General features: G+C 54.9%; 18 protein-coding genes. 15 read left to right on the top strand and 3 right to left on the bottom strand.

Annotated elements, in window-relative coordinates; genetic code table 11:
• The first annotated feature begins 75 nt into the window (after window positions 1-75).
• Both SBI19_RS14600 and SBI19_RS14595 read left to right on the top strand, forming a co-directional pair.
• Window positions 76-1,854: an ABC transporter ATP-binding protein gene (locus tag SBI19_RS14600; protein WP_317969374.1), complete on the top strand. Its 1,779-nt coding sequence runs from the start codon at window positions 76-78 to the stop codon at window positions 1,852-1,854.
• On the top strand, window positions 1,851-3,563 hold the full coding sequence (locus SBI19_RS14595) for an ABC transporter ATP-binding protein (protein WP_317969372.1): 1,713 nt from the start codon (window positions 1,851-1,853) through the stop codon (window positions 3,561-3,563). Before SBI19_RS14600 ends, SBI19_RS14595 begins: the two co-directional genes overlap by 4 nt.
• Window positions 3,564-3,634: 71 nt before the next feature.
• Here the strand turns inward: SBI19_RS14595 and SBI19_RS14590 are convergent, their stop codons facing one another.
• A complete protein-coding gene (locus SBI19_RS14590; protein ID WP_317969370.1) occupies window positions 3,635-4,135 on the bottom strand; it encodes a DUF4362 domain-containing protein in 501 nt (166 codons plus the stop codon).
• A 106-nt stretch (window positions 4,136-4,241) separates the two neighbouring features.
• Between SBI19_RS14590 and SBI19_RS14585 the strand changes: the two genes are divergently transcribed.
• The 3 genes from SBI19_RS14585 (at window position 4,242) to SBI19_RS14575 (ending at window position 7,839) form a co-directional block, all read left to right on the top strand.
• The gene (locus tag SBI19_RS14585; RefSeq protein ID WP_317969368.1) at window positions 4,242-4,811 is read left to right on the top strand and encodes a DUF4362 domain-containing protein; all 570 of its coding nucleotides are present in this window, start codon (window positions 4,242-4,244) and stop codon (window positions 4,809-4,811) included.
• A 184-nt stretch (window positions 4,812-4,995) separates the two neighbouring features.
• Window positions 4,996-6,843 (top strand): UbiD family decarboxylase, encoded by a 1,848-nt coding sequence (locus SBI19_RS14580; RefSeq protein WP_317969366.1) that lies wholly within the window; start codon window positions 4,996-4,998, stop codon window positions 6,841-6,843.
• A gap of 108 nt (window positions 6,844-6,951) precedes the next feature.
• Complete coding sequence (locus tag SBI19_RS14575) at window positions 6,952-7,839, top strand: M15 family metallopeptidase (RefSeq protein ID WP_317969364.1); 888 nt, start codon at window positions 6,952-6,954, stop codon at window positions 7,837-7,839.
• 131 nt (window positions 7,840-7,970) lie between these two features.
• Here SBI19_RS14575 and SBI19_RS14570 read toward each other — a convergent pair whose 3' ends face one another.
• Window positions 7,971-9,275: a glycoside hydrolase family 27 protein gene (locus SBI19_RS14570; protein WP_483312293.1), complete on the bottom strand. Its 1,305-nt coding sequence runs from the start codon at window positions 9,273-9,275 to the stop codon at window positions 7,971-7,973.
• A gap of 286 nt (window positions 9,276-9,561) precedes the next feature.
• Here SBI19_RS14570 and SBI19_RS14565 point away from each other — a divergent pair, with 286 nt between their 5' ends.
• Complete coding sequence (locus SBI19_RS14565) at window positions 9,562-10,791, top strand: MerR family transcriptional regulator (protein ID WP_317969362.1); 1,230 nt, start codon at window positions 9,562-9,564, stop codon at window positions 10,789-10,791.
• A gap of 36 nt (window positions 10,792-10,827) precedes the next feature.
• Here SBI19_RS14565 and SBI19_RS14560 read toward each other — a convergent pair whose 3' ends face one another.
• Window positions 10,828-11,718, bottom strand: coding sequence for an AraC family transcriptional regulator (locus SBI19_RS14560; protein ID WP_317969360.1), 891 nt, complete (start codon window positions 11,716-11,718; stop codon window positions 10,828-10,830).
• Between the two features lie 291 nt (window positions 11,719-12,009).
• Here SBI19_RS14560 and SBI19_RS14555 point away from each other — a divergent pair, with 291 nt between their 5' ends.
• The 9 genes from SBI19_RS14555 to SBI19_RS14515 all read left to right on the top strand — a co-directional run bounded on the left by SBI19_RS14555 (window position 12,010) and on the right by SBI19_RS14515 (window position 23,455).
• Window positions 12,010-13,323, top strand: a complete 1,314-nt coding sequence (locus SBI19_RS14555) for a homocysteine synthase (protein WP_317969358.1) — start codon at window positions 12,010-12,012, stop codon at window positions 13,321-13,323.
• 736 nt (window positions 13,324-14,059) lie between these two features.
• Window positions 14,060-14,824, top strand: coding sequence for a YveK family protein (locus SBI19_RS14550; protein WP_317969356.1), 765 nt, complete (start codon window positions 14,060-14,062; stop codon window positions 14,822-14,824).
• A 37-nt stretch (window positions 14,825-14,861) separates the two neighbouring features.
• Window positions 14,862-15,497 carry a CpsD/CapB family tyrosine-protein kinase gene (locus SBI19_RS14545; protein ID WP_317969354.1) on the top strand — a complete coding sequence of 212 codons (636 nt, stop codon included), beginning with the start codon at window positions 14,862-14,864 and terminating at the stop codon, window positions 15,495-15,497.
• A gap of 179 nt (window positions 15,498-15,676) precedes the next feature.
• Window positions 15,677-17,503 carry a polysaccharide biosynthesis protein gene (locus tag SBI19_RS14540; protein ID WP_317969352.1) on the top strand — a complete coding sequence of 609 codons (1,827 nt, stop codon included), beginning with the start codon at window positions 15,677-15,679 and terminating at the stop codon, window positions 17,501-17,503.
• Window positions 17,500-18,858 (top strand): flippase, encoded by a 1,359-nt coding sequence (locus tag SBI19_RS14535; protein WP_317969351.1) that lies wholly within the window; start codon window positions 17,500-17,502, stop codon window positions 18,856-18,858. The genes SBI19_RS14540 and SBI19_RS14535 overlap by 4 nt, the downstream gene beginning before the upstream one ends.
• Window positions 18,859-18,972: 114 nt before the next feature.
• Entirely contained in the window at window positions 18,973-20,373 is a 1,401-nt protein-coding gene (locus SBI19_RS14530) for a polysaccharide pyruvyl transferase family protein (RefSeq protein WP_317969350.1), read from the top strand.
• Window positions 20,370-21,512, top strand: a complete 1,143-nt coding sequence (locus tag SBI19_RS14525) for a glycosyltransferase family 1 protein (RefSeq protein WP_317969349.1) — start codon at window positions 20,370-20,372, stop codon at window positions 21,510-21,512. The genes SBI19_RS14530 and SBI19_RS14525 overlap by 4 nt, the downstream gene beginning before the upstream one ends.
• A complete protein-coding gene (locus tag SBI19_RS14520; protein ID WP_317969348.1) occupies window positions 21,502-22,812 on the top strand; it encodes a hypothetical protein in 1,311 nt (436 codons plus the stop codon). Before SBI19_RS14525 ends, SBI19_RS14520 begins: the two co-directional genes overlap by 11 nt.
• Entirely contained in the window at window positions 22,802-23,455 is a 654-nt protein-coding gene (locus SBI19_RS14515) for an acyltransferase (protein ID WP_317969346.1), read from the top strand. Before SBI19_RS14520 ends, SBI19_RS14515 begins: the two co-directional genes overlap by 11 nt.
• Window positions 23,456-23,466: the final 11 nt, after the last annotated feature.

Here is a 23,466-nt window from a genome sequence, read left to right as displayed (position 1 = left end):
GTTCGATAGACTATGAAGATGGCTTTTTCTTGAGGGAATGTAAATTTATCGAAGGAGAGAAAGAAGGGGAACATCATGAAGGTTTCGGACCGCGTTGCGACAAGGCGATCGTATCTATGGGCATTGTCGTTTCTAAGGCCATACGGGAAAAAGATTGCACTGCTTGCACTCTGCGCTGTACTTTCCGTTGCTGGCGATACGATGACGCCGAAGGTCATTCAGTACATGATTGACCATGTTGTGCAAGAAGGGAAGTTTGACGTCTTCTACGGCCTGCTTGGTCTTCTCGTCACGGTGAACGTGCTCATGTTGTTCGCCAAGAACAAACGGAACATCTTGCAGCGGACCATCGGGGAGCTGGCGGCGCGCGATATGCAGAGCACGATCTTCAAGCAGCTGCGCAAGCTCGGATTCGCGCATTATGAACGGCATCCGGCCGGCGAGACGCTGTCGATGTTCAACTCCGAGGTCATGTCGGTGCAGCGGATTTACCGACAGTATTTGCCCGGCATTATTGATAACTTATTGTACGTTACCGTCGCCATCATTCTGCTCCTCAATATTAACGCATGGCTGACGCTCATTATGATTCCAACGTTCTGTTTGTACTACTTATTCGGTCCATACTTCGAGAAGAAGGCAGCGCATTATGGCAAAAAGTCAGGGCAGGGCAGGATCGCCTTCAACCAGAAGGTGTACGAGAGCGTATCGGGCTTCCGCGAGTTTCGCGCATTCGGTGTCCAGCCTTGGTACCATGGCCGTACGTATGAGGAACATAAGAAGTGGACGCGCGACTACTTAGCTGCGGCTACCTATGGCTTCGCACGCGGCAGCTTCCGCCGCATTACTTTCTATATGGGAGCTATTGCGCTGTTCCTGACGGGCTACTATATGCTGAAGCATGATATGGTCTCATTGGGCGGTTTCGTTGCGTTCACCCTGCTCTACATGTCGACGATGTTCAAGCTGACTTTGCTTGTCACGCAGTTGACGGAGCAGCGGCTCATCATTCACCAGACGGCGCCATTGTATGATTTCATGCACAAGCCGATCTTAATAGAAGATCCGGATGATCCTATTGAGCCTGCTGTCGTGCGCGGACGATTGCAGTTCGAGAACGTCGAGTTCGGCTATCCGGACCAGCCGCTCGTCATTAAAGGATTCGATCTGGACATTAAGCCGGGCGAGAAAATCGCATTCGTCGGAACAAGCGGCGGCGGCAAGACAACGTTGTTCAAAATGGTCGGCCGATTCTACGATCCAACCGGCGGAGTCGTGAAGCTGGATGGCGTACCGATCCATGAGATGTCGCTTGAGAAGCTGCGCGATTCAATCGGTTACGTGTTCCAAGAGACGTATTTATTCGGCTCGACGGTCAAGGAAAATATTCAATTCGGCATGCCAAGCGCAACAGATGAGGAAGTCATCGAAGCTGCGAAGGCCGCTTATGCCCATGATTTCATCATGGAGCTGCCGGACGGCTATGATACGCAGGTCGGCGAACGCGGCATTAAGCTGTCGGGCGGGCAGAAGCAGCGCGTCGCGATTGCGCGCATGTTCATTAAGCAGCCAGCCGTTATTCTGCTGGATGAAGCGACCTCGTCGCTCGATAACGTCAGCGAATACGAAGTGCAGCAGGCGCTGGATCGTGTCCTTGTTGGCCGGACGACGATCGCGATTGCGCATCGGCTGTCGACGGTGAAGCATTTTGACAGGATCGTCGTTGTGCATGAAGGCCGAGCAGCAGAGGTTGGCTCGTACGAGGAGCTGATGGCGCGCCGCGGTCTGCTGTATGAGCTGGAGCAGGGACATGCAGGTGCTGCGGCTGTGAAGGATGAGGTGAAGGCCGTATGAGTTACATCCAGTTTATGTGGCGCAACATGATGATCGTGAAGCGGTCTTATATTCTTGTTCTTCTATTATTAGCGCTTGAATCGGTATCGAACTATACACTGGTCTATGTGCAGAAAATTTTGATCGACGACGTGTTCGGCCAAGGCAAATACAGCTGGCTGCCCGCCGTCGTTACAGTGTTCGCCGTGGCAGGCATTGTGCATGCGTTAATGTTCACGCTGACGAGCAGACAGCTCGTCACGAACGAATTCGCCATCAGCCATTCGCTGCTGCAGCGCATGCTTGGACGCATCGAGAACGTGCCGATCGAACGATTCGGCCGTGAACGCAACGGCAAGTATGTGTACACGATGACGCAGGACTTGTTCATGTCGGCCAGCTTCATGGGCTGGCAACTGCCGCGAGGCGTGCAGGAGGGAATCAACCTGCTCATTCTGGTTGGTTTCATCGGCTTCTCCAGCCCGACATTATTGCTCATGGTGCTTGTCATGTGCGGCTTCTACTTGGGAGCGGGCTACTACTTCACGCCGAAGCTGAAGGCGGCGGCGAAGCGGGTATCGGAGCGCCGGACGGCGCTGTTAATCGGTATCGAGGAAGGCGTAGCGTCGACGCGTGAGGTTGTTGCTTTCCATCGGCTCAAGTGGGAAGAGAAGGTGTACAACAAGCTGTTCGAGCGTTACTTCGAGCAAGTGCTGGATGAAGCCAAGCTCGTCAACCGTCAGATGCGGTGGAGCGATCCGATGAAGTGGGGAATCAGCCTGATCGTGCTCGGTTATGGCGGTTATGAGCTGATGCACGGACGCATCTCGATCGGTACGTTCGTTATCGTCTTCCAGTTCGCGACGCAGATGTCCGACTCGTGCTATAACCTGTTCCAGTTCTTCATGGGCGTGTCGAGCCACCTCGCATACATGGATAGGGTCAATGGCGTTCTGACGATGGAGCAGAACGAGGCGGGTACGAAGAAGCTGACGGAAGCGCCGAAGCGGATCGACTTCGACGGCATTCGGTTCCGTTACGCGGAGGAACTTCCGGACGTCATCCGCGGCTTGAACGCAGATCTGCAGGCGGGCAAGAAGCTCGCCTTCGTCGGTTCAAGCGGCGGCGGCAAATCGACGATTGCGCAGCTGCTCGTCCGGTTCTACGACCCACAAGAGGGCGGCATTCGCGTCAACGGCATCCCATTGTATGAACTGGACCGTGATCAATGGACGGGCGGCTTGTCGATCGTGTTCCAAGATCCTTATATGTTCCCGGACACGATCCGCGAGAACCTGCTTATGGGGCGGGAATCTCTCACGGATGAGGATATGATGGAGGCTTGTCGGATTGCACAGATCGACAGCTTCATTGAACGTCTGCCGGACGGCTACGATACGCAGGTCGGCGAACGGGGCATTAAGCTGTCCGGCGGCCAACGCCAGCGGATAGCGATTGCGCGCGCGATTCTGACCAACCCGAATATACTCGTGCTCGACGAGGCGACGTCTGCGCTTGATCTAGAGACGGAGCGTCAGCTGCTCGCAGCGCTCGATGAACGCCGCGAAGGCCAGACGACGATTATGATCGCACACCGTCTGTCGACGATTGAGAACGCCGACCGGATCTATGTCCTCGACAGCGGGCGGCTTGCGGATAGCGGGACGCACGAGGAATTGCTGGCGCGCGAAGGCGGCGTGTATAGCGAGCTGTTGATGGCGCAGCGGTAGGCGAGCTAGGTGAGTAAGAAATCCCCATGTCGGACGTATGCGAGTGAGCATACGTCTGACATGGGATTATTTTATTCGCGCAGGGAAGAGGGGATAGGAAGTACGTTATCGATCTTGAATTGGAACGTTTGGCTGATCTGTTTATCCTTACAATTGCTCAGACGGTAAACTGCGCCATTGTTTACATTGGGATCGTTGATAATGGAATGGCAAGTTGTATGGATTCGCTGAGGCGAACCAAAAGAGTCCATCGTGTTATCAAACGTGTAGGTAATGGTATCTTTGCCGTTATAAACCAATTCGTAGAAGATGGGAGCACCTTCAAGGGAGTATTGCGTAATGCGAACCTGATCGGGCGTACCGATTCGGTAATTCGTATAAAATCTCTCCCAATGCTCTACTCCTATTAATCGGTCTATCGGCTCCACAACATCCCCGTTGGCCAGCGCTTTCTCTACTGTATAAGACAGGGCCTCGGAAAATGCAGGCAGCGGGCCGAGCTGCTGAGAAGGAGCACCGTCGCACCTTGCCAGAGTGAAGAAGAGCGATAAGGCTAACAACCATTTGATCATTACAATATCACCTCGATGAGACAACCGTACCATAATTGGAATTTGCTGAAAAGGGCTGGAACATTCGGACCTGCTATAACGTTCTTATATTTGAGGTGATTCGAATATGAACAAATGGATGTTTGCAACAGCTGCCGCATTCGTGCTTCTAACGGGCTGTGGCGAGAAGTCGGATAGCCCCAATAATACTTCGGGTACGACCAATCCATCTACTGCACCAGCGCCGGGAGAGACCGTTGCGCCGCCACCGAAGCCAGAGCCATTCCCTGCAGTCTCTGATCCTTACAAGGTTGACCAAGCCGCCGCGAACGGCGACGTAGTCAATGTCCATGGCAAAATGTACAATCTGGACAAGTGGAAGCTGTTTCTCGCTAATCTCGACGTTGGCGTACCTGATCAAGTGCGCATTACGCAGTATACAATTGAAGGCGATCCGATCTTCTATGAGCTGGTCTACGATGGCGCGGAGGTCATCAAGTATACGTACGATAACTCGATGGATGCCTACGGCAGCGATCAAGGACGTCCGAGTACAAGCTGCCGAGACATTGAGCTTGCGGAAGATAAGGATCACGGAGGCTCTTACTATAAGCTGACAGGCTGCGATAATGAAACGGGCGATACGTTCTGGTTCCAGAATGAACAGTTAGAGGAAGCGAAACAGAGCGCGAAATAAGTTAGCGGATTGAAATACATAAGGACTCTCCTGATCAAGGTCACAGCGTTGGCTGACAGGGGGAGTCCTTTTTGTTAGGGAGCAAGCAGAATTGGCACAGGTTCGTCGTTTGACACAGCTCGTCATTTGGTTTTAACTTGATTTATATAGGCAGCACAAGGACGATAGAATGGAGCATACGAATATGTACCGCAGTTTGGAAGCATGTGTGAACGATCTGGAGAAGCACGGCCATCTGGTGCGCATCCGCGAGGAAGTGGACCCGTACTTAGAGATGGCGGCGATACACTTGAAGGTGTACGAAGCAGGGGGACCTGCATTATTGTTCGAAAATGTGAAAGGCTCGCGCTTCCGCGCCGTATCCAACCTGTTCGGGACGATCGAGCGGAGCAAATTTATTTTCCGCTCGACGTGGGAAGCGGCTGAGCGCGTCATCGCGCTGCGCAACGATCCGATGTCGGCGCTGAAGAGCCCGTTCAAGCATGTCAGCACAGGACTTGCTGCTTTCAATGCGCTGCCATCGAAGTCGAGCGGTACGCCGCCGGTTGCGGTACAGGAGATCAGCATCTCCGACCTGCCGCTCATTCAGCACTGGCCGATGGACGGCGGTGCGTTCATTACGCTGCCGCAGGTGTATTCAGAGGACCCTGCGAAGCCTGGCATTATGAATTCGAACCTCGGCATGTACCGCGTGCAGCTTAGCGGCAACGACTACGAGATGAACCGCGAGATCGGTCTGCACTATCAGATCCACCGCGGTATCGGTATCCATCAAGAGAAGGCGGCACGAAAGGGCGAGCCGCTGAAGGTTAGTATTTTCGTGGGGGGGCCGCCTGCGCATACGTTATCCGCCGTAATGCCGCTGCCAGAGGGATTGAGCGAGATGACGTTCGCGGGCATGCTGGCAGGACGCCGATTCCGTTACAGCTATATTGATGGTTATTGCATCAGCCATGATGCGGACTTTGTTATTACGGGCGAGATTCATCCAGGCGAGACGAAGCCGGAAGGACCGTTCGGCGATCATCTTGGCTACTATAGCTTGACGCATGAGTTCCCGCTTATGAAGATCCATAAGGTGTACGCGCGCAAGAATGCGATCTGGCCATTCACCGTTGTTGGTCGTCCACCGCAGGAGGACACTTCGTTCGGCGCACTCATTCATGAGCTGACGGGCGATGCGATCAAAGGAGAAATTCCAGGGGTGAAGGAAGTTCACGCCGTCGATGCGGCGGGCGTTCACCCGCTCTTGTTCGCGATCGGCAGCGAGCGTTATACGCCGTATCAGCCGGTGAAGCAGCCAGCCGAGCTGCTGACGATTGCCAATCGGATTCTTGGGACGGGCCAGTTGAGCCTTGCGAAGTATCTCTTCATTACGGCAGAGGACAAGCGGCCGCTCGATACGCATGACGAGGTTGATTTTCTGACGTATATATTAGAAAGAATCGATCTGCGGCGGGACATTCATTTTCAGACGAACACGACGATCGATACGCTCGATTACTCGGGTACGGGGCTCAACACGGGCAGCAAGGTGGTATTCGCAGCTTATGGCGACCAGAAGCGGGAGTTGTGCCGTCAGGTGCCGGAAGTGCTGAAGGGAATTCGCGGCTATGACAATGCGCGGCTTGTTATGCCGGGTGTCGTTGCGATCCAGTCGTCGGCGTTCACGAGTTATGCGGCTGCCGCGGAAGAGATGAAGCAGTTCAGCGAGGCGCTGCTTGAAGCTGATAATGGGGCGGATTCGTCGCTAGCTTCGGTTCCGATGATTATCTTGTGCGATGACAGCACATTCGTCAGCGAGACGATCAACAACTTCTTATGGGCGACGTTCACGCGCAGCAACCCTTCGCACGACATCTACGGTGTAAACGCTGGGTACGAGTTCAAGCATTGGGGCTGCGACAATGTGATCATTGACGCGCGCGTGAAGCCGCACCAGGCGCCGCCGCTCATCCCAGATCCAGAGGTTGAGAAGCGAGTTGAACGCCTGTTCCAACCTGGAGCTGTATTGGGCGATTGGGGCAAATAGTTAGCAAATAGAGGAAGCGGGAGCAGCTGGCTGTAAGCACATTCTGCATAGCGTGTGAGGGCATAATTGTATTGTGCACCACAACACGTATGCAGAGGAGATGGCTGGATGAAGGTTCGGCAAGTTGTCGTTCTAGTGGTTGCAATCGTCATGATGGGAAGTATCGCAGCAGGGTGCGGCAGCAAACCGAATCCGTCACCCGAGCCTAGACCAGCGCCGGCTCCAGCCCCTGCTCCTGGGCCTACGGAAAACGCATTACCGACACCAGGTCCAACGATACCGGCACCAACGAAACAAACGCCAACCGTCCCGACCCGACCAACAACACCAGAATCGGCACAAGGGAAGAAGGAGCAGATTCGTCATTTTCACCGGCTATCCCAGCCCAATAATAAACAGCCTTCTCCATTCCCTTTTTCGATCGCAGTGATCGTGAACAAATTCATCTATTTGCCATCCAGCTATACGCCGAGTGATCTCGTGTACCCGAACGTCCAGTTTCTGTCCAATGAGCAAACGGAGAAACGAAAGATGCGCAGGGAAGCGGCGAAGGCGCTTGAGCGGTTGTTCGATGGCGCTCGGAAGGATGGCGTTCATCTGAGCGGCGTCTCGGCTTATCGTTCCTATAGCACGCAGAAGTGGTTGTTCCAGCATTATGTGAACCGGGACGGTTATGCCGCAGCGGTCAAATATAGCGCGATTCCCGGCACAAGCGAACATCAGACGGGACTTGCGATCGATGTGAGCGGCGAAGACGGCAAATGTGCCGTATCCTCCTGTTTCGCCGATACGAAGGAAGCGAAGTGGCTGAGCAAGCACAGCGCGGAATACGGATTCATCGTGCGCTATCCGAAGGGCAAGGAGAGCATTACGGGTTACAAGTACGAGCCATGGCATATCCGTTACATTGGTCCTGCCGCGATGGCGAAAGAGATTCGCGACCGTGGCATTACATTGGAGGAATTTCTTGACGTTGCGCCAGTGAATGCGAAATGACGTACTTGTCTCGCTTATTGCTATAACGCGCAGGGATCCATCGGCGACCATACACCGAGTGGTTGGACAAAAAGGCACCAGGCAATCGCGCTGTCAAAGCGCATGCCTGGTGCCTTCTTCATTTCATTAGATTATGCTTTCACGTTCAGCAGAATCGAAGCGTGCGGCGCAAGCTCGAACGCGAGCTTGTCCAGCGTGCCGAGGTCTTGGCGCTCCCACAGGTCGCGGACCGAACCAGCGAAGTCAGCCGACACAACCTGGTTCTCTTCGCCGACGTTGAACAGCGCAACGTTCAGCGAACCGTCTGCTGCGTCGGATGCCCACACGACGCGGCCGTCTTCACGGCTGATGAGACGTGCATTGGAGCCTTCGCGCAGAACGCGGATGACTTCTTCGTTCGTCAGCAGCGAGTTCGTCCAGTCGTCATTATCGCGCAGCTCGCCGCCGAACATGAGCGGGGAACGGAAGATCGACCAGAGCGACATCATCGTACGCTGCTCGTCGCGCGTGAAGCGCGTCATGCGGTCAGCGCCGCCGCCGTCAACGGAGCGGATGCCGATATGGCCAAGCGGCAGCATATCGCAGTCCGGCCAGTGGCCTGGACCAACATGCGGCGCCCAGCGCTCGCAGCGGTCGAACATGTCGAGCAGCAGATGCCAGATGTCCCAGAAGTCGTCGGTAATGCGCCACATGTTCGCGTTCTCGATCAGCTCTTGCGCACGGTCGACAGGTGCTGGACCTGGCGACAGGGACAATACCATTGGACGGCCGCATTTGTCGATCGACTGACGAATCATCTTGATCTCATCCATATGGATACCGTACAGGCGGGAAGCAGCGATATCGTCGACCTTGATGTAGTCAACGCCCCACGATGCATACAGCTGGAACAGCGAGTCGTAGTAAGCTTGCGCGCCTTCGACATTCGCATCGAGGCCGTACATGTCCGTGTTCCACGGGCAGATCGAGTTCGGATGCGCGATCTGGCGCGCTGTTGCCGTCGTTCCGAGAAGCGCTGTATTTGCGTGTGCTGCTTGGCGAGGAATGCCGCGCATAATGTGGATGCCGAATTTGAGGCCGAGTCCGTGCACGTAATCCGCCAGCGGCTTGAAGCCTTGACCGTTCGCTGCGGATGGGAAACGGTTCACAGCCGGCATGAGACGGGAATACTCGTCCATCTCGAGCGGTACGTATTTGCGATAGTGGGAAGAGTTGGCGCCTGGCTCCGACCATTGGATATCGACTACGATCGTGTCCCAGCCGTATTGCTTCAGGTTCGCTGCCATATACTCAGCGTTGCCGCGTACATCGTCTTCGTTCACGGCTGCGCCGTAGCAGTCCCAGCTGTTCCAGCCCATCGGCGGGAGCTCTGCAAAGTTATGATGGTTATGGTTCGTCAACGTTGTGACCTCTCTTTTGTTAGATTCTTGCTTCATGAAGGAGAGCTGCTATGAGCAGCTTTTCATGCTATTAACCCTATCATATTGCAAAGATACCAGCTTGACTATCCCAACATCTTGCGGGTGAATGGTAGAATCTTGCGCATATATGTCGCTTCTGTTGTAATGCTGAGGATCGAAGCCAGGAGTTATTTGAAGCCAGACCTATCACGTGCTCAATCCGTAATGATATTAGCTTCTATCAGACGCTTGACTCTTCCGCGGCGGAAGACTTTATACTGCGAATAGATAGAGCGAAGCAAGATGGGAGGACATCGATAGGATGGATGGATTGATAGGGATCGGGCAGTTGTCCGCTGATATGGGAATATCGATTCGGACGATCCGATATTACGAGGAGCTAGACATGATTAAACCTGCTAGAACGACGGATGCGAACTATCGTTATTATGGCGCTGCGGAGAGAGAAAAGCTTGGCATCATTGTTGTATTGAAGCAAATCGGGTTTTCTCTTCACGATATTAAGACGGTGCTTGCGGATAATCGGAGGGAGACGATGATGCAGATGATGGGCGAGCTTCAACGGAAAACAGATCAAGAAATGGCGAGAATCATCGAGAAGCGAGAAAGACTACAGTCGTTGACAGAATCGATGAGCAATAGACTGCAGGCCTCGCCGCTGGAAGTGATAGGCGATACATTCCTGAACAAGAAGGAGTCTAACAAGGGAGAGCTTCTTCATTATTTGTCCATCCCGGTAATTGGGATAGGCAGCAGAAGTGCAGGCGTGTTGAGCAAGCTGTCGAATCGGTACGGGGAAATGAATACCTTCTATTTAATACAAGATCATTCTCAGCCGGTCGTATCCGATGCCATTCATTCAATCTTGTGCTCCACTGAACTAGCAGAACAAGATTGGTTGATTGTTAGAGAGGCGATTCAAGGCCGCGAGATGTTGTTCATAATCGCGACAATGGATGATGAATGGGGATGTGCTGCATCTGCATTCATTGCGAAGAAGGCTAGGGAGCTGGGGATCGTAGTCATCTGTATTTTGCCAGAACCAGTAGGGGGCGAGGCTGACCGTGCATCAGAGCTCAATGGGGAAAAGGCGGACCTGTTATTCAAGCTTCCAATGAACGAAGTCAACGAGTTTGAGGATGAAGCAGTAAATTGTATGATGACGTTTATTCGGTCACCATTCTATGATGACGAGAAGGACATTGAAGACATGAAGAATTGGTCCCGCGACTTAGGATGTGCCCAATTCGGCAGCAGCCGTGCGGCAGGGCCTGACCGAATTCAAGCTGCAGTGAATCAATTGCTCCGCAATGAACAGCTGTCAGACCGCCTTAATAAAGCGGAGCATGTGCTCTTGAGCATTGCAGGTGCCTGTGATTTCAATCTCTTTGAAGTGAATGAAATCGCAGAGGCTATTATGGGCGCTGCACATCCGGAAGCGGATATGAGGTTTGTCGCTTATCGAGATGAAGAGCTTCCAGAAGACGGCTTGCTGCTGACCGTTGTTGCCGCTGGGACAGCAGCGGAATGATTCGAATGATCCGCAACTGATGATCGGGACAAATTCTTACGTATAAATATTCAACCGATCGATTGACGCGGTTGCACGTCCTTCGCGGAATTCGCCGGGCGTGCAGCCAACCCACTGGTGAAACACCTTCGTGAAATAGCTGGCACTGGAATAACCAAGACGCTGCGCGATCGCAGACGACTGATAAGCGGAGCCGCGAAGCAGCTCGGCAGCACGCTCCATCCGCAGCTTCGTCACGTAGGTCATCGGCGGCATGCCGACATAGCGGGTGAAGGCGCGCGACAGATGGAACTTGGACGCGCCTGCCGCTGCAGCAATCTCGTCCAGATTGCTGTATGCGACGCAATCCTGCTCGATCAGCTCGGCTGCCAGACGGACCGTGTCCGGCCAATTGTCTCGTGTTTGTTGATCAGAGCTTGCGGAACGCAGCAGATCCATAAGCAGCTGATACACGGCCGCCGATGCATGATAGGCGTCTTGCAGCCGATTCTGCTGGGCATCGATGTACAAGCTGCGAAGGGTGCGGACAGCGGGGCTATCCGGAGGAAGTACAGGGACCGTGCCGAGCTTGCGAACAATATCGGTCCATAGACCTTCGGCATGCTGCTGGCGGAATAGGATGAAATAAAACTCCCAATGCTTGCTGCCCTCCGGCAGGTAGTAGCGATGATCGCCAGGGATATCGACGAGAAAGGCTTGTCCTGCTTCAAGAGAGTGCGTGATATCTCCGATTCGAATGGCACCTCGGCCAGAAACGGTATATTGCAGCAGATAGAGCGGACCATCGACGCGTTTCATGCCGTCCCAATCGTAGTTGATATCGCTCACGCGATCGAAGCCGACAGCGAATGGACGGAACAGCGGACCGATCTGCTGCTCAGCGAAGCGATAGCCGTATGTGCCGTAGCGAATAGCTGAAACTGACAAAATCGCGACCTCCAATCGGATTTGGTGAACTAGCCGTTCGTTTATTTTGGACTATGTATAGAATAGCTCGTGAAATCGATAAGAACAATCGGTATTCAGCTTGACAGCAGGAACGGTTGTACATGAAAATAATGGTAGGCATAATTGCCGAAATATTAGGTAAAAACGAAATACGTTGACCGGACGTACTGGAGACGAAATCGAAGATGGCTTGAAGAGCCTTACTGCGATTTCGTTTTTTTGTATCTTGTCAGCCAGCTGTCAAACACATTTTAGGAGGGTATCCTGACCATGTCCAATGAGCAGAAACAATGGCGTCCCGAAACACAAGCAGTGCACGCCGGCCAAGAGATCGATCCGACGACGCAGTCTCGGGCCGTTCCGATCTACCAGACAACATCCTACGGCTTCCGTGATACGGAGCATGCCGCGAACTTGTTCGGTTTAAAGGAATTCGGCAACATCTATACGCGGATCATGAACCCGACGAGCGATGTATTCGAGAAAAGGATTGCAGCGCTCGAAGGCGGAGCAGCAGCGCTTGCCGTCGCTTCCGGACAAGCTGCAATCAGCTACTCGATCTTCAATATTGCCGGTGCAGGCGATGAGATCGTCTCTTCTTCCACCCTGTACGGAGGAACTTATAATCTATTCGCTATCACACTGAAGAAACTCGGCATAGACGTGAAGTTCGTCGATGCGTCCAATCCGGAGAACTTCCGTGCGGCGATAACGCCGAAGACGAAAGCGGTCTTCGCTGAGACGATCGGCAATCCGAAAGGCGACGTGCTCGATATCGAGGCAGTTGCTGCAATTGCGCATGAGAACGGCATTCCGCTCATCGTGGACAATACGTTCCCAAGCCCGTACCTGCTCCGTCCAATTGAATTCGGCGCGGATATCGTCGTTCACTCCGCGACGAAGTTCATCGGCGGCCACGGCACGTCGATCGGCGGCGTGATCGTCGACAGCGGCAATTTCGATTGGTCGGCGAATGACAAGTTCCCGGGCCTGACAGAGCCGGACCCAAGCTACCATGGCGTTGTTTATACGGAAGCAGTCGGACCGATTGCCTTCATTATTAAAGCACGCGTCCAGCTGCTCCGCGACCTCGGCGCATCGCTGTCGCCGTTCAACTCGTTCCTGCTGCTGCAAGGTCTCGAGACGCTGCACCTTCGGATGGAGCGCCACAGCTCCAATGCGCTGGCGGTTGCGAAGTTCCTCGAGGCGAATGAGGCGGTCGAGTGGGTAAGCTATGCTGGTCTTGAGAGCCATCCGTCCTATGAGCTTGCGCAGAAGTATCTCCCGCGCGGTCAAGGCGCAATTCTTACGTTCGGCATTCGCGGCGGGCTCGAAGCGGGACGCCAAGTGATCAACAACGTGCAGCTGTTCTCGCATCTGGCGAACGTGGGCGACTCCAAGTCGCTTATCATTCACCCTGCGAGCACAACGCATCAACAGCTGTCGGAGCAAGAGCAGATCGCAGCCGGCGTAACGCCGGGGCTGATCCGTCTGTCGATCGGCACGGAAGCGATCGAGGATATCCTCGACGACCTAAGCCAAGCGATTCGTGCGGCTGTCGCTTCAACGGGACAACCGACCTAATCGTTGTCATTAAATCCTAGTGGAAAACAGAGAAATCGGCTTCCGCCTTGTGCGGAGGCCGATTTTTTGTATTTTACGGACGATTTGCAGCTAAGGGCCGTTATTTAGTACCTGTCGTATGTGAAATGCATGCTTGTTCGAGAACGAATAGGACCTCTTTGGTCAAGGAAAGGAGCGGATTATAGGACTGTATGAGGGGGTAACCCGGGTTGTTGCGTCATGCGGCGATGCAGGAATGGTCTTGATGGCATTCCCGCAATCGGGTGCAAATGGAGAGCAAGGAGGCGCATGACCTAGAAACCGCGGATTCGTGCATCGCAAGTCCCCCGAGCGGAGTTGGCTTCATTGCGGTCACGCAACAGCGATTGCGTCGTTCCGTGGCAATCGTTGCAGTAGAAACTTCCCGCTGCTAAAGCATTCCCGGGTTTTATTGGCGTCTTGTAAATGATGTTGCCAAGGGCCGATAACGCAAACGTAATTCGTATTCACGCAAACATGAATTACATTACCAAATAATAACATTAATGATAGGCGGTATGTTTATTTTGCTCAACAATTATCAATTTCCATTTGTAATCATTAGGAAATATTGCGCAGGAGATGCTGGAATAAAATGATTTCACGTGCCTAATTGAAAATATTACCTTGTCCCCTCATTCGCCTGGAATTGGTTATGACATAATCGAGACGAATCGAAATTAGCACCTTGATGGAAAAGGATGGAGGTAACTGTCGATTGACCAAGGAACTGGACCTGAAATTGATCGTATCGCTTATTCGCAAAAAACTGTGGCTTGTGCTCGTCATTGCCGCAATCGGGACAGCCGCCGCCGGTGCTTACAGTACATGGGTCATGAAGCCGGTCTATCAGGCGTATACGAAGCTTATCGTTAACTCGACGATCGGCAGCGCCGGGTCGTTCCAGCTTGACTTGAACATGATCAATACGAATCTTAGCCTGATCAACACGTACAAAGAGATTATCCGTACGCCATCCATTATGAGTCTGGTCGTCGAGAAGCATCCAGAGATTGACGTATCCCCGGAGCAGCTGATGAAAGGAATCCGCTTCAGCTCGGTTAACGGTACGCAGGTTGTCACGCTCTACTATCAGGACACGGATTACAAGCGGGCGGTAAAGATCGTCAACAGTGTATCTCAAGTGTTCCAGATGCAAATTCCGAAAATTATGAAGGTCGACAACGTGTACCTGCTGCATATGGCCGATCCGAATAAAATGCCTGCCCCGGTCAAACCGGATATTACACTTAACATGGTCATCGGCGCGGTTCTCTCGGCGCTGCTCGGAATCGGGCTGGTCCTGCTGATCGATTACTTCGACGATTCGATTCGGACGGAAGACGATGTGCAGCATTATCTGATGCTTCCGGCGCTCGTATCCGTGCCGTATATGAAGCCGGGCGATATGACGCCGAAGCAGCGGAGTCAGCCGCCGCAATCGAAAGAACCAAAGGCAGGTGAAACAGCCCGTGTCTCTTAACACAACCATACGGTCCATCATAGCGGATGCCAATCCTATGTCGCCGATATCGGAAGCGTATCGCAAGCTGAGGACGAACTTGAAATACTCGGAATCCGAGAGAGCGTTGAAGCTGCTTATGGTGACATCGGCCAGCGCCAAGGAAGGCAAATCGACAACGGCTGTCAATCTGGCCACGGTGTACGCACAGGCGGGGCAGCGGGTGCTGCTGCTCGATTGCGACATGCGCAAGCCGACTGTTCATAAGACGTTCGCGCTGTCAAACCGCAACGGTCTCTCCCAAGTGCTGTCGGGTCAGTCGGAATGGGTGGATGCGGTGCAGCCGACTCGCATCAAGAACTTGCAAGTGCTGACTTCAGGTCCGATCCCTCCGAATCCGTCAGAGCTTCTGGACGCGACGCGGATGGATGGACTGCTCGAGCAGCTTCGCGAGCGTTACGACATGGTGCTGATCGATACGCCGCCGGTTCTCGCCGTCAGCGATGCGCAGATTATGGCGACGAGGTGCGACGGCGTGCTTCTGGTCGTCAACGCCAGAGGGGCGAAACGGAGAGAAGCGATTAAAGCGCGTGAAGCGCTGCTGCTCGTGCAAGCAAGAATCGTAGGCGTGGCGCTTAACGGCACACCGCCGAAAGAGGGCTACGGCTACTACGAATACAGCGAGCAAAAGTAGTTCGGGATCGCTACTATCACAAAAGTTAAGCAAATGCTTTCGAAGCTGCTTTTGCTCGATGCTATCCAATTCGGATAGCGAAGTCTCACAAAAGTTAAGCGAATGCTTACGAAGCACTTTTTCTCGATGCTATCCAATCTGGATAGCGTAGTCTCACAAAAGTTTCAAGGAGGGAAATCATGTTCGGGACACTCCGAAAATTGTTCGTAGGTTGGGACTTGGCGGCTGTGCTGCTGAGTTTGTACGGCGCGGAGCGGCTGATGGCCAGCACTGGGATGACGGTGTGGAAGACGGGCGATTGGCAATGGCTTCTCTACGCTGCAGTTTCGGCGCTGATGGGCGGTTGGTGCATGGTGGGGCTTCGGCTGCACCGGCGCATCTGGCAATATGCCGGAATCGAGGATGCGGTATCGCTGATCAAAGCGGCAGCCGCTGCCGCAATCGTGCCTTACGTATTGTTCTCGCTGACGGAAGGGAGGGCGCTTCCGGTGCTGCTGCTTACGCATCATGCGATTGGCATGGTCGCTTTGTCGGCAGGACCACGTCTTGCATGGCGGGCATTCTGCCACAAATTCGGCTCGCGCAAGCCGGCCAACGGCCGGAAGACGCTCATTATCGGAGCGGGCAACTGCGGAACGCTGATCGCTCGCGATATGCTGCAGAACGATGGCATGCTCATGACGCCTGTCGGTTTCATCGACGATGATCCATACAAGCAAGGCATGCATGTGATGGGCCTGCCCGTATTCGGCGGGAGACGAGACATTCCATGCATAAGCGAATCGCGCCATATCGACGACATTATTATCGCGATGCCGTCCGTCTCGAAGACGCAAATCTCGGAAATCGTCCACATCTGCAAGAAGACGAAGGCCAAGCTGAAGATTGTGCCTGATCTGCAAGAGATGATCGATAACCGAAGCGGCGCCTTCCGGGTTCGCGACGTACAAGTCGAGGACTTGCTCGGCCGCGATCCGATACGGACCGATCTGGAACATATCGCGGGTTATGTAAGCGGCAAGGTTGTGCTCGTAACGGGTGCCGGCGGTTCCATCGGCTCCGAGCTGTGCCGTCAGATTGCTCCGTTCGCACCGCAGCGGCTGCTGCTTCTCGGTCATGGCGAGAACAGCATTTATTCGATCGAGATGGAAATGAGAGCGTTGTTCCCGACGCTGCCGATCGAGACCGTCATCGCGGATGTGCAGGATCGCAAGCGGATCGATGAAGTGTTCCAGGAATACCGGCCTGAAGTCGTCTTCCATGCGGCAGCCCACAAGCATGTACCGCTGATGGAACGCAATCCGGCGGAGGCGATCAAGAACAATGTGCTCGGCACGAAGAACGTCTCGGAGTGTGCGGACGCATACGGCGCAGAACGTTTCGTGCTGATCTCGACCGATAAGGCAGTCAATCCGACGAGCGTTATGGGAACGACGAAGCGCATAGCAGAGATGTTTATTCAAAGCCTAGACAAGCATAGCAAGACGAAGTTTGTCGCTGTTCGATTCGGCAATGTGCTGGGAAGCCGCGGCAGCGTCATTCCGCGGTTCAAGGATCAAATCGCCAAAGGGGGACCTGTTACGGTGACGCACCCGGAGATGGTGCGATATTTCATGACGATACCGGAAGCGGTGCAATTGGTTATTCAAGCCGGCGCATTCGCCAAAGGCGGAGAAGTGTTCATTCTCGATATGGGCAAGCCGGTCAAAATATACGATCTTGCCGTCGATTTGATCCGACTGTCCGGCTACGAGCCGAATGTGGACATCGACATTCGCTTCTCGGGCATTAGGGAAGGCGAGAAGCTGTATGAAGAGCTGCTGACGAGCGAAGAAGGGCTTACGTCCACGATGCATGACCGGATTTTCATCGGGAAGCCGGTTCAGTTGAACCGAACGGAGCTTGAATTCGAGATTCGCAAGCTGGAACAGGTTATCGCTCAAGAGCCGGAAGCGATCCGCTCGGTGCTGAAGCATCTCGTGCCGACGTATTCCAACGTCTCATGAGCACGGGTGCGCAGCAGGCTCAGACGGCGCCCTTGCATCCGTCCGACGGGACGGCTTCGATGCGCAAGCGCCTTGCGCGCGGCGGCAGCATCAGCTTCCTGATCAATTCCGCGGGGATGGCGCTGTCCATGCTGATGCAGGTTGCGCTGGCGCGCATGCTGGGGGCGGAGGGCTACGGATTGTTCGCTTTCGTTACGACGATTACAACGTTCGTCGTATTCCCCGCGAAGCTTGGCTTCGATACGACGATCGTTCGCATGGCGGCGGCATATCGTGCGAAGGGAGAGTGGGGGCTTCTCGCCGGACTGCTGCGCAGGGGCAATCAGTTCGGACTAGCGCTGTCGACAGCAGCAGCCATCATCGGGATTACGGTTGTCCTTCTGCAATCGGGAGGCGAAATGTCCGAACGTACGTTGACTTATACGGCTGGCTTCGCGACTGTTCCGCTGCTCACGCTTGCAACGCTTCGACAGAGCGCCCTGCAGGCACTCAAGGATGTATTGTTCGCACAGATGCCGGAGAAGATCGTACGCCCGATTCTGACCATTGGTCTGCTGGGCGCTGCAGCTTCGCTTGGATGGCGGGCAGACGCGGGAACGGCGATGCTGGCCTTCGCTGTTTCCGTCGTTCTCTCTTATGGGATTGGAGCGGTTGTACTCCGCAAGCGGCTTCTGCCGCATACGTCGGGCCTAGCTCCAAGCTATGACACGAAGGGATGGCTGCGCATCTCGACGTCGCTCATGATCAATGCAGGCATGTACCTTGTGCTCGGACAGCTGAATGTACTCATGATGGGTGTCATGCTGAGCGAGACATCAACCGGTATTTTCTCAGCGGCGGTACGTCTTGCTTCACTCGTGTCGTTCATGTTGACTGCGATTAATATGACGGCGTCGCCGCTCGTATCCGAGACGTACGCCCGCGGAGATATGAAGGGGCTGCAGCGGGTATGCGAATCGTCAGGCCGCGCGGGATTTCTGTTCGCGGCAGCCGTCTTCGCAGGTTTCGCGATCGGTGGACGATGGGTGCTCGGTTTATTCGGTCCCGCATTCCATGATGCGTATGTACCGCTGCTCATCTTGGCCGCAGGCCAATTGTTCAGCTCCTTCTGCGGGCAGAACGGCACCGTTGCGACGATGACGGGCCGTACGTCATCGCTAACCAAAGTGTTGGTTGCCGCGGCTATCGTCAATGCGCTGCTTAATGTGGCGCTGATCCCGACGATGGGCATGATCGGCGGAGCGATTGCAGCTTCCGTATCAGTCGCGATGTGGAACATCGCCATGGTCGTGATCGTAAAACGGCAGCTCGGAATTCAGACGATGGCTTGGCCGATGCGAGGCAGGAAGCAATGAGAAGCCTCTATCGAGGCCATTAGAAGATAGTGTTATAGAGTAACAAGGCTGCGCCTTAGCGGGCAATATCAATTGCCAGCAATGAATACAGACAACAGGAGGGGAGCCATAGCGATGAAAACGGTATTGCTTGCGGGCGTTCCGCAATCGCCGAATTTGGGGGATGGGCTGATTGCCTTGACGCTGAACCGGCTGATCACGATGCGGGAAAATCATCGCGTCATTCATTTCGACCTGCTGCATGGATTATGGGAGGCTGAAGAAAGCCGCCTGGCTGCAGCGGATTCGGTACGGCTGCGAGCGGCGGCCGGAGCGGAAAGCTTCTCTTCGTCATCGATGAAGGGGCAGCTGTCGAAGAAAACAAGAGACGAATCGGCGGAGGGGCGGCTTCAGTTAGCCGGTACGCAAACAGACGTCCGAATTCACTTGAATGCGTCGGGTGCGTCGAAGCGAATGACACCGGACACGATAAGGCGCTGGAAGGCCTATTGGCTGGACAAGCGCCGCAATGCTCGGCTGAACGAGCCGCTGCGGAAGGCGGTAGCGCAATCGGATGCCGTGTTCATCGGTGGCGGTCATCTGCTTATCGATACTTACTGGACGTTCCCGCTTGCGATACGACGCATCGCGGCTGAAGCTAAGCGGCAGCGCAAACCGCTGCATCTGCTGCTCGTTGGCGCGCGCGGGCCTTGGAGCCGCCAAGCATCCCGCTGGCTGCTTGGCGCTTGCCGGTATGCCACGACCATCGCGGTGCGCGACGAGGATTCGCGCAGCTTCCTGCTGGGCATGGATGCTTCGCTGTCTGCCAAGACGGTTGCGCTTGCCGATCCTGCCCTCTATACGCCGGAGACGTTCGGTCTGCCGGGGGCGGGTACGCCGCAGATGCCGGTACATACCGTGCGAAATACAGCCGGGCGTTCAACTGAGCCTATGACGCAGCTTGCTGCATCTTGGCCTAAAGCAGGCTCAGGCAGACGCCCGGTTGTCGGGCTCGGCATCATGGATCCGAACGAGATGAACCGTCACTGCTCGTACAGATGGGAGCGGGACGCATGTGCGGCGTGGTGGCGGAATGCCGCAGAGACGCTGGCAGCGCGGGGCTGTGAACTGCGTCTGTTCACGAATGGAACCGCTACGGACAATGCATTCGTGGAGCAGTATGTGAAGCCGATGTGTGCCGACGTGCCGCATACGAAGATCATGCGTTATCCCGCTACCGTTGCGCAGTTGATGGACAGCATTGCGGACTGCGACGCGGTGATCGCCCAGCGATTGCATGCGTGCATTCCAGCGTTGTCGCTGGGCAAGCCGACGCACGGCGTCATCTGGGACCGGAAGCTGGAGAACATTTTTACAGACCTGAATCTGGCAGGACAGTTGATCGACTTCCGCATTCCTGCGGAAAGAACGTTCGGCTCAATCGCTCTCGACGGCGCGCTGCCCGAAGGGTTCCTTCCCGTCTTGGACCGGAAGAAGCGAGAGCTGTTCGAGCATATCGGGAGCATTCTGCCATGAATAATGCCGTGAAACATAAACGCAAAGTGCTGCATGTCGTGGGCCGAATGCATCCTGGCGGCATCGAGTCGCTCCTGATGAATGTGTATCGGCATATCGATCGGCGCCGATATGAATTTCATTTTGCCGTGCAATCGCCGGAGCCGGCGTTCTATGACGATGAAATTCGCGAGCTTGGCGGCAAGCTGTTCGTCCAGCCGCCGCCGAGCCAAGGGCTTGCCGCATTCCGCCGCGCCTTCGAAGACAACGTGAAGAAGAATGGACCTTACGACGCGATACACAGCCATGTATTCGGGTTCAGCGGTTATGTGCTCAAGCTGGCGAAGGGGCTGGGCATCCCGGTTCGAATCGGACACAGCCACAATACGAACGACAGCAAGCAGTCATCGCTTCGCCGCACAGCCTACCGCATGTATATGCGAGCGCTCATGCGGCGCAGCGCGACCAACCTGCTCGGATGCTCCAGAGATGCTTGCGAGTCGTTGTTCGGACGGCAATGCTGGCGGGATGGACGCGTCGACGTGTTTCCGAATGCGATAGCGCTGTCTCCGTACGCCGCGCTTCCGATTGATCGTACCTTGCTGCGAAGCCGATTCGGCGCGGAGCAGGATGATTATTTGCTCGGGCATATCGGGCGCTTCAGTCCGCAGAAGAACCATTCGCTGCTGCTGGATGCATTCGCTCAATTGCTCCGTATCCGCCCTAACGCGAGACTGCTGCTGGTCGGCGATGGACCGCTTCGGCCGGAAATGGAACGTAAAGCGAAATCGCTGGGACTCGGGGACCGCGCACGGTTTCTAGGGCTGCGCAGCGATGTTCCGGAGCTGCTCGGCACGCTGGATGCGTTCGTGCTGCCGTCCTTGTATGAAGGCCTTGGCATCGTGCTGATCGAAGCGCAGGCCGCAGGCGTTCCGTGTCTTGTCTCCAGCGGCGTGCCAGAGGAAGCTGACTTGTCGCTTGGCATGATGCAGAGGCTCGGGGTAGATGAATCGCCTCAGCGGTGGGCTGAAGCTATGAACGAAATGGCAGGCAGGCAGCAAGAAAGTCCGACTTGGATAGAGCGGGAATTCGCGCTTGGCAAGCGCGGTTACGATATTCGCGTCGCGGCAGAGCAGTTGGAGCGGATGTATGAGGGTTGATTATGCATTGTCCCGCTCTTCGATCCGAACGATGCTGCTGCTTGTCTACTTCATCGTGCTTCCGCTTGCGGGGAGAGGGATTTTCGAGTGGAATGAGCGGCTGGCATTGGTAACGTTCTTCGCCCTGCTGCTGCCGATGTTCGCTCTGCTCCGATGGCCGCATACGCCGCTGGCGCTTATGACGGGATTCATTGTCATGCTCGTTGGCAAGCTGGCATATGCGGTTACGACGGACCCGCTGGCGGGTCCCGATGAAATCCACTACTACGAGCAGGTAACGGGCTTCGAGCGGCTGTCGCAATTTATACCGTATGCGATGGAGCATTTTGAAACCCAATGGATGAACATCTCGGCATATCCCGTATTCGGAATGCTGTACATGCCGTTCTACAAATGGCTGCAGCTCGACGATCCGCTCGCCATCATCTGGCTGAACACCGTGCTGCTCATGCTGACGGCGAACAGCGCGTTCCGATTGAATGACCGCTACTTCGCTTATCCGATGCCGGAAGGGAGCCGGGATACGTTCGATCGCACCCTTATCTTCACGCTGCTGGCGAGTCCGTCGCTCATGTACATGTCGTCGCTGTTTGCGAAGGATGTGGCCTGCGTCCTGCTCGGTTTGTACGGGGCAAGTCTTATGCTTCGCCGCAAGTGGCTGCTCTTCATCGTCGTGATCGCGTATGCGACCGGGTTGCGGGACTATGCGATCGTGTACACGCTGTGCTTTTACTTGCTTTACACGCGCCGACTGAAGACTGCTATTGGCGTCATGGGAGCAGCCTGCGCGGTCATTGTGCTGCAGATCGGTCCGCTGGGGCTGATTAATGCGGGGATGCTTACGGTGTTCTTATTCATAAGCCCGAATCCGATCAATCCCGGCAATTGGGAACCCGAGTTGCTGATGCGGACGGCGGAGGCGGTGCTGATGACGGCCGTGCTGGTCGCATCGGTCTATCAATATGCCCGGCGCAAGGAGACGCGTCCGTTCTATACGATTGCGTTCATCTTATTGTTCATTTACGCTTGTGCGCTTGTGCTGGTCGGATACGTGACCGTTATGGGACGGTCGCTTGAATATGGTCTGGGAACGATTGGCGACAACATGGTGCGCAAGAAGCTGCCGGTTATCCCGCTCATTTATACGATATGCGCGTATACGTTCGCTTGGAGCGGAGGGATGTCCATTTTGAAACGTCTGAAGATTCTGTCAAAATCATCGAAAACCGTCATCTTCGGTAGGCTGCTGCCTTCCAAAATCGGATCCGAGAGCAAAGGAGGCGCAGCCGTTGAAAGGTAGAGGAAGAGACGCATTCAGCCGCTTTCGCCCTGTGCTTCGAATGATGGAGAAGCTGCTCGGTCTAGCCCCGAAGCCGCTGCAGAAGTGGATGTGGACGCTCAGCGATCTGCTGCCCGATCTGCCCGGCACAGCGCTGCGTTACTGCCTGCTGCGCAATCTGGCTCACCGGTGCGGTGACAACGTGCTGATTGGAAGATCGGTTGAGCTGCGTTATCCGGAGCGATTGTCCATCGGGTCCAACGTCAGCATTCACAAACAATGCTACGTGGATGCCTATGGAGGCTTGACCATTGAAGACGAGGTTTCGATCGCGCATCAAACGTCGATCGTCTCTTTCCAGCATACATGGAGCGATGAGTCGCTGCCGATCCGGGACAATCCCGTGACAGGCGCGGCGATATCGATCGGACGGGATGTCTGGATCGGCTGCGGCTGCCGCATTTTGTCCGGGGTAAGCATTGGCAGTCGGTCGGTTATCGCCGCAGGCGCAGTCGTGACCAAGCCGGTGCCATCGGGCATGCTGGCGGTTGGCGTACCCGCTCGGGTCGTGAAGTCGATCGGCCGCGCCGCGAAGGAGAGCGCGACGATCGGGAATGGGCCGCGAATGATTAGCCATGAACCATACACTCAGCATTATCAATAGATGGAGGAAGC

This window comes from Paenibacillus sp. CCS19 (assembly GCF_033239625.1).
Classification (GTDB): Bacteria; Bacillota; Bacilli; order Paenibacillales; family Paenibacillaceae; genus Paenibacillus_T.
This window is presented reverse-complemented; position numbering and strand designations above follow the sequence as displayed.

Bases quoted from the DNA above. Each gene is read 5' to 3' on its own strand.
- SBI19_RS14600 (WP_317969374.1), top strand. From the start codon at position 76: ATGAAGGTTTCGGACCGCGTTGCGACAAGGCGATCGTATCTATGGGCA.
- SBI19_RS14595 (WP_317969372.1), top strand. From the start codon at position 1,851: ATGAGTTACATCCAGTTTATGTGGCGCAACATGATGATCGTGAAGCGG.
- SBI19_RS14590 (WP_317969370.1), bottom strand. From the start codon at position 4,135: ATGATCAAATGGTTGTTAGCCTTATCGCTCTTCTTCACTCTGGCAAGG.
- SBI19_RS14585 (WP_317969368.1), top strand. From the start codon at position 4,242: ATGAACAAATGGATGTTTGCAACAGCTGCCGCATTCGTGCTTCTAACG.
- SBI19_RS14580 (WP_317969366.1), top strand. From the start codon at position 4,996: ATGTACCGCAGTTTGGAAGCATGTGTGAACGATCTGGAGAAGCACGGC.
- SBI19_RS14575 (WP_317969364.1), top strand. From the start codon at position 6,952: ATGAAGGTTCGGCAAGTTGTCGTTCTAGTGGTTGCAATCGTCATGATG.
- SBI19_RS14570 (WP_483312293.1), bottom strand. From the start codon at position 9,275: ATGAAGCAAGAATCTAACAAAAGAGAGGTCACAACGTTGACGAACCAT.
- SBI19_RS14565 (WP_317969362.1), top strand. From the start codon at position 9,562: ATGGATGGATTGATAGGGATCGGGCAGTTGTCCGCTGATATGGGAATA.
- SBI19_RS14555 (WP_317969358.1), top strand. From the start codon at position 12,010: ATGTCCAATGAGCAGAAACAATGGCGTCCCGAAACACAAGCAGTGCAC.
- SBI19_RS14545 (WP_317969354.1), top strand. From the start codon at position 14,862: ATGTCGCCGATATCGGAAGCGTATCGCAAGCTGAGGACGAACTTGAAA.
- SBI19_RS14540 (WP_317969352.1), top strand. From the start codon at position 15,677: ATGTTCGGGACACTCCGAAAATTGTTCGTAGGTTGGGACTTGGCGGCT.
- SBI19_RS14535 (WP_317969351.1), top strand. From the start codon at position 17,500: ATGAGCACGGGTGCGCAGCAGGCTCAGACGGCGCCCTTGCATCCGTCC.
- SBI19_RS14530 (WP_317969350.1), top strand. From the start codon at position 18,973: ATGAAAACGGTATTGCTTGCGGGCGTTCCGCAATCGCCGAATTTGGGG.
- SBI19_RS14525 (WP_317969349.1), top strand. From the start codon at position 20,370: ATGAATAATGCCGTGAAACATAAACGCAAAGTGCTGCATGTCGTGGGC.
- SBI19_RS14520 (WP_317969348.1), top strand. From the start codon at position 21,502: ATGAGGGTTGATTATGCATTGTCCCGCTCTTCGATCCGAACGATGCTG.